Annotated in this window: 2 protein-coding genes and 1 tRNA gene; 2 read left to right on the top strand and 1 reads right to left on the bottom strand. The window is 55.5% G+C overall.

Annotation, left to right across the window (positions count from 1 at the left end; genetic code table 11):
* Together LAT75_RS15215 and LAT75_RS15210 are read left to right on the top strand one after the other, a co-directional pair.
* On the top strand, positions 1-600 hold a 600-nt coding region (locus tag LAT75_RS15215; protein ID WP_291483627.1), incomplete at its 5' end, for a hypothetical protein.
* Between the two features lie 96 nt (positions 601-696).
* Positions 697-770, top strand: a tRNA-Val gene (locus LAT75_RS15210).
* Between the two features lie 1,830 nt (positions 771-2,600).
* Here the strand turns inward: LAT75_RS15210 and LAT75_RS15205 are convergent.
* A partial coding sequence (locus LAT75_RS15205) for a response regulator (RefSeq protein WP_291483625.1) occupies positions 2,601-4,807 on the bottom strand: 2,207 nt, incomplete at its 5' end.

The raw sequence follows: 4,807 nt of genomic DNA, 5'->3' as shown, positions 1-4,807 counted from the left end.
TTCGATATGGAATCTTACCTGCGCGGGCTTCAGCTCGACGACGACCTCCTCAACCGGATCAAATCTGAGGCGCTCGATGAGCTTATTTCCGACTGCCTTGCAGATCATCAGCTCACAGCTGAGGAGGAAAAACATCTTTTTAAAATGATTGAAGACCTCGGGATACCCACTGCCGACCAAAAAAGGCAAAAGAAACAAATTCAGGACTTTACCCGGGCACGTGATTTTACCGAAAACCTGCGGGAAATCAGCTGTCCCGTGATGCTCACCCGGGGCGAAGCCTGCTATTTCAGCACAGAAGGCCGGCTGCTCAAGCGCAAACAGCTGGGCCGCTATCAGCGGGAAGGGATCGTTTACAAGCAGATGGGATACGAAACTGACCTGGAAGGTACCATTTATGTGACCAACAAAAACATCCACATCACCGACGGCAATACCCGCAGCATCCGCCTCAGCCACATCACAAGTATTACCGAAGATTTGGTTGAAAATGTGATTACCCTAAGCCTGAATAACCGGGTGAACCCCGTGTACCTCACTGCCCGCGATACCCTGACCCTGAGCTTTCTGCTGAACCACCTTACCGAAAGTATAGCATAGCATTGCATTGCATTACGACAGCCTGCCCCTGCCCCCCGCCAATTGATATTGATATGAGCCCTGATTTAACGTATATTTGAGGCCTTCCAAAAAACCGGGCGGTTAGCTCAGTTGGTTAGAGCGCCACGTTGACATCGTGGAGGTCGATGGTTCGAACCCATTATCGCCCACCCCGGATATTTTTAAAGCCCTGTAAACATTTAGTTTGCAGGGCTTTTTTTTGTTTAATCTGTTGATATAACCTTCAACAAATGATCCGCGGAAATCCCGCCAAATCCGCTCAATCCGCGTGCCATCATCGTGGCAGACCTCACCCCAACCCCTCTCCTGAAAGTGCCACGATGCCTTACGGGCCTTATCTTCAGGAGAGGGGCTTTTTGTTTCGGGGGGTTTTGGGGTTTCGGGGCCCTGGCTGCGGCTTTTTTGTTTCGCTGCAAAGACCTGACAGGTTTTGAAAACCTGTCAGGTCTGGCCCCGCAGTTCATTTTTCCGCGGTCGGCGGTCGGCCGACTGCGGTCAATTCCCTCCCCCACCCCGTCATCCCGGAAACGCCCGTTTGGTGCCTTTAAACTGCCACCAAAACCTGTGGCGTTATCCGGGACCTACCAGCTTCACTTTGCCGCTGTTTGAGATGCAGGGCACCCAAAAGTGCGGATGGTTTTCGCGGCTCACGAAACCGGCTGCCGGCATTGCGGTGGGAATAATTTGGTAGGTCCCGGATAACCGTGCGGGCCCATTTCAGAGGTTGCTCTTACCACAGTGGTGCCGCACGGTTTCCGGGATGACGGGTTGGGAGATGGGGAAGCACCCGGCGCGGCGGGCCGCGCCAGGTTAGCTTGGGGAGGTGGGGGCGGCTGCGAGGTTGGTAAAAAGCTTGGGCTCCACCGGAGCCGGGCGGTCGGAAAAAACATCGAGGTTTGAATTCAACATCTAACAAACAATCCGCGAAAATCCCGCCCCGATCCGCTCAATCCGCATGCCATACATCGGGGCAGACCTCACCCCAACCCCTCTCCTGAAAGTGCCAAGATGCCTTAGGGGCCTTATTTTCAGGAGAGGGGCTTTTTGTTTCGGGGGGGGGGGTTGGGGTTTCGAAGCCTTGGTTGCGACTTTTTCTTTCGCTGCAAAGACCTGACAGGTTTTGAAAACCTGTCAGGTCTGGCCCCGCAGTTCATTTTCCCGCGGTCGGCGGTCTGCCGTTCCCGGTCAATTCCCTCACCCCCACCCCGTCATCCCGGAAACGCCCGCTTGGTGCCTTTAAACTGCCACCAAAACCTGTGGCGTTATCCGGGACCTACCAGCTTCACTTTGCCGCGATTCATGATGCAGGGCACCCAAAGTGCGGATGCTATGATGGGTTTGCACTACTCACGAATGCGGCTGCCGGCATGGCGGTGGGAATAATTTGGTAGGTCCCGGATAACCGTGCGGGTCCGTTTCGGAGGTTATTCTTACCACAGGGGTGCCGCACGGTTTCCGGGATGACGGGTTGGGGGCGTGTTTGGCACCCGGCGCGGCGGGCCGCGCCCGGTTAGCTTAGGGAGGTGGGGGCGGCTGTTTGGTTGGTAAAAAGCTTGGGCTCCTACCGGAGCCGGGATGCTGTGTCAGTATGTCAGTATGTCATTGTGTCAGTGGTTCGGGGTTAATGATTAGGTTTTGTCCTTTTACCTGGCTTAAGGGGTAATAAGTGCTTGAAAAGTCTTCCAATATAAATCCGCGGAAATCCGGCCAAATCCGCTCAATCCGCGTGCCATCCTCCCGGCACTTTTGCGGCTCTTCTCCGGAGCAAATACGGACCAATTACGGAGGAAACCCGGTTTTAATACCTCCTTAACACCCCTTTAAACAGCGTTTAAACGACGGTTTTGATTTGGAAAAAAGGTGTTTCTTTTACATCCGGGGTATATTTTACGCCCTCCCTTTGCGCCTTTGCGCGAAATAAAATAATCCGCACAAATCCGGCCCGATCCGGAAAATCCGCGTGCCATTATCCCACGTGCTCACACCTCGGAGGGGCGGTGACCGTATTGCTTTTTGTACATGCGGCTGAAGTAAGAGAGGCTGTTGTAGCCCACCGCGTAGGCGATTTCGGAGATGGAGTTGTTTTTCTGCTTCAGCAAATCGCGTGCAATTTCGAGGCGCATGCGGTTGATGAGGTCGTTCGGACTTTCGTTGCCCGGCAGCTTCAGTTTCCGGTAGAGCGACGACCGGCTCATGTTGAGCCCGAAGGCCAGATTTTCGACCGTGAACTCAGGGTTGCTGATGTTCTCCCTAATTTTGGCAAGTACTTCCTGCGTGAAGGCTTCATCCTCAGCCGACTGCCCCTGACCCTGCCCTTCTCCGGCACTGCCGTTTCCGTTTCCGTTTCGGTTTCCGTTTGCGCTTGCGTTTGAATCCCATCCCCCGGGGTAAGCTTCTCCCTTATGCTCTTCCGTTTCGGCGGCAGACGAACCTCTCAGCTGCCGCTGCAGCCAGCTTCGGAGTTCCTGACGGATGGCGAGCTGCCCCTTCACCCGTGCCTTCAGGATGTCGGGCGAGAACGGCTTTGCAATATAGTCGCTTGCGCCTGATTCCAGGCCGGTCAGCTCGTTTTCACTGCCGCCTTTGGCTGTAATCATGATCACGGGTATGTGCCGGGTCTCCGGGTCTGCTTTGAGCCTGCGGCTTGCGGAGATGCCGTCGAGGCCGGGCATCATCACATCGGAGAGGATGAGGTCGGGCTGCAACAGCTGCGCTTTTTGGATGAGCTGATGCCCGTCAGCACACTCCGCAAAGCGGTAGGCCGGCCCCATCACGGAGCGGATGAACGCCCGGATGCCGGCATTATCATCGGCAATCAGCAGCAGGGGGATGTCTGCTGCATCCTGATCGTCCGCTTCGGCAACATTAGCCGAAACGGCTGCAATTTGCTCCTGAAAGGCTTCGTAAGGCTTCCGTTGTTCTTCAGGGATCTGGCTCAGCCCGGCGTCGGGACTGTCATCCCCTTCCAGTACCGTGTATTCGGTGCCGATATGGGCGAGTCCCGCCCGGCAGCGGACCTTAACCTCAGTCCCCTGTCCTTCGGCGGAGGTAAGGTCAACTTCCATGCCGTGCATGCCGGCCACGAATTTCACCAGATTGAGGCCTATACCCGAGCCGGAGTTGCTCAGCAGGCCGCTTTTGGCGCGGTAGTAGCGCTCAAACACCTGCTGCTGCTCCGAAGCCGGTATGCCGATGCCGGTATCCTGAATGCGCACTTCCGCTTCACCTTCAGTTACTTCACAGCTGATGCGCAGGCTTCCTTTTTCCGTGTATTTCACTGCATTGGAAATCAGGTTCGAGAACAGCAGCTCCGCCTGCTCCTGATCGGCAAAGATCAGGAAGGGTTCCGCCGGGATGCTGACTTCGAACGCCAGCCCTTTTTGCCGGGCCAGCGGCTCGTACCATCCGGCAATTTTGCGAAGCATCGCGTGCAGGTCGGTGCGGCGCAGCTGCAAGACGTAGGTGCCGCTTTCCATTTTGGAAAGGCTGAGGATGCGGTCGATGAGCGAAAGCAGGCGTTCCGCGTTTTCCTTAATACGCCCGTACTGCGCCACTTTTTCGGCTGTGCTCAGGTTTGTATCCCCAAGCAGCTGTTCAACGGGACCTTTTATCAGGGTGAGGGGGGTCCGGAATTCATGACTCACGTTTGAGAAAAAGGTGCTTTTCACTTTATCGAGCTTTTCAAGCTGCGCGCTTTTTTTGCGCACTTCGGCCGTGCGGGCTTCAACCTCAGCTTCCAGCTCGGCCTGCCGGAGCAGCAGTTTTTGCGTGCGCCATTTAGAGTAGCCCAAAACGATGCCGATAAAAAACAGGCTGTAAACAAGATATGCCAGCGAACTGCGGTACCAGGGCGGCAGGATGGTGAAGGTGAAGCTAGCCGGCTCGGAAGGCGTTAAATACAGGTTGCGTCCGCGCACATGAAAAGTGTAGGTGCCCTCCCGCAGGTTCCGGTAATCGGCATAACGCTCCTGACTCCAGTCTGACCAGCCTGTGTCGGCTCCTTCAAGGTAGAACTGATACTGATTGTTGGTAGCAGGCACGAAGGAAATGAGCCCGAAATTAAACCGCAGGCTGTTGGAACCATAGGCGAATTGGGGCCGGCCGCTATTGAATGAGCGCCCCCAGCCGGCATACACCAGCGAGTCAGACGCAACAATATGTGTGATGTGTGTGCGGAAGACCGGCA

The organism is Cyclonatronum sp., from assembly GCF_022565315.1.
Classification (GTDB): Bacteria; Bacteroidota; Rhodothermia; order Balneolales; family Cyclonatronaceae; genus Cyclonatronum.
Note: the sequence above shows the minus strand (reverse complement) of the source record. Positions and strands in the feature narration are given on the sequence as shown.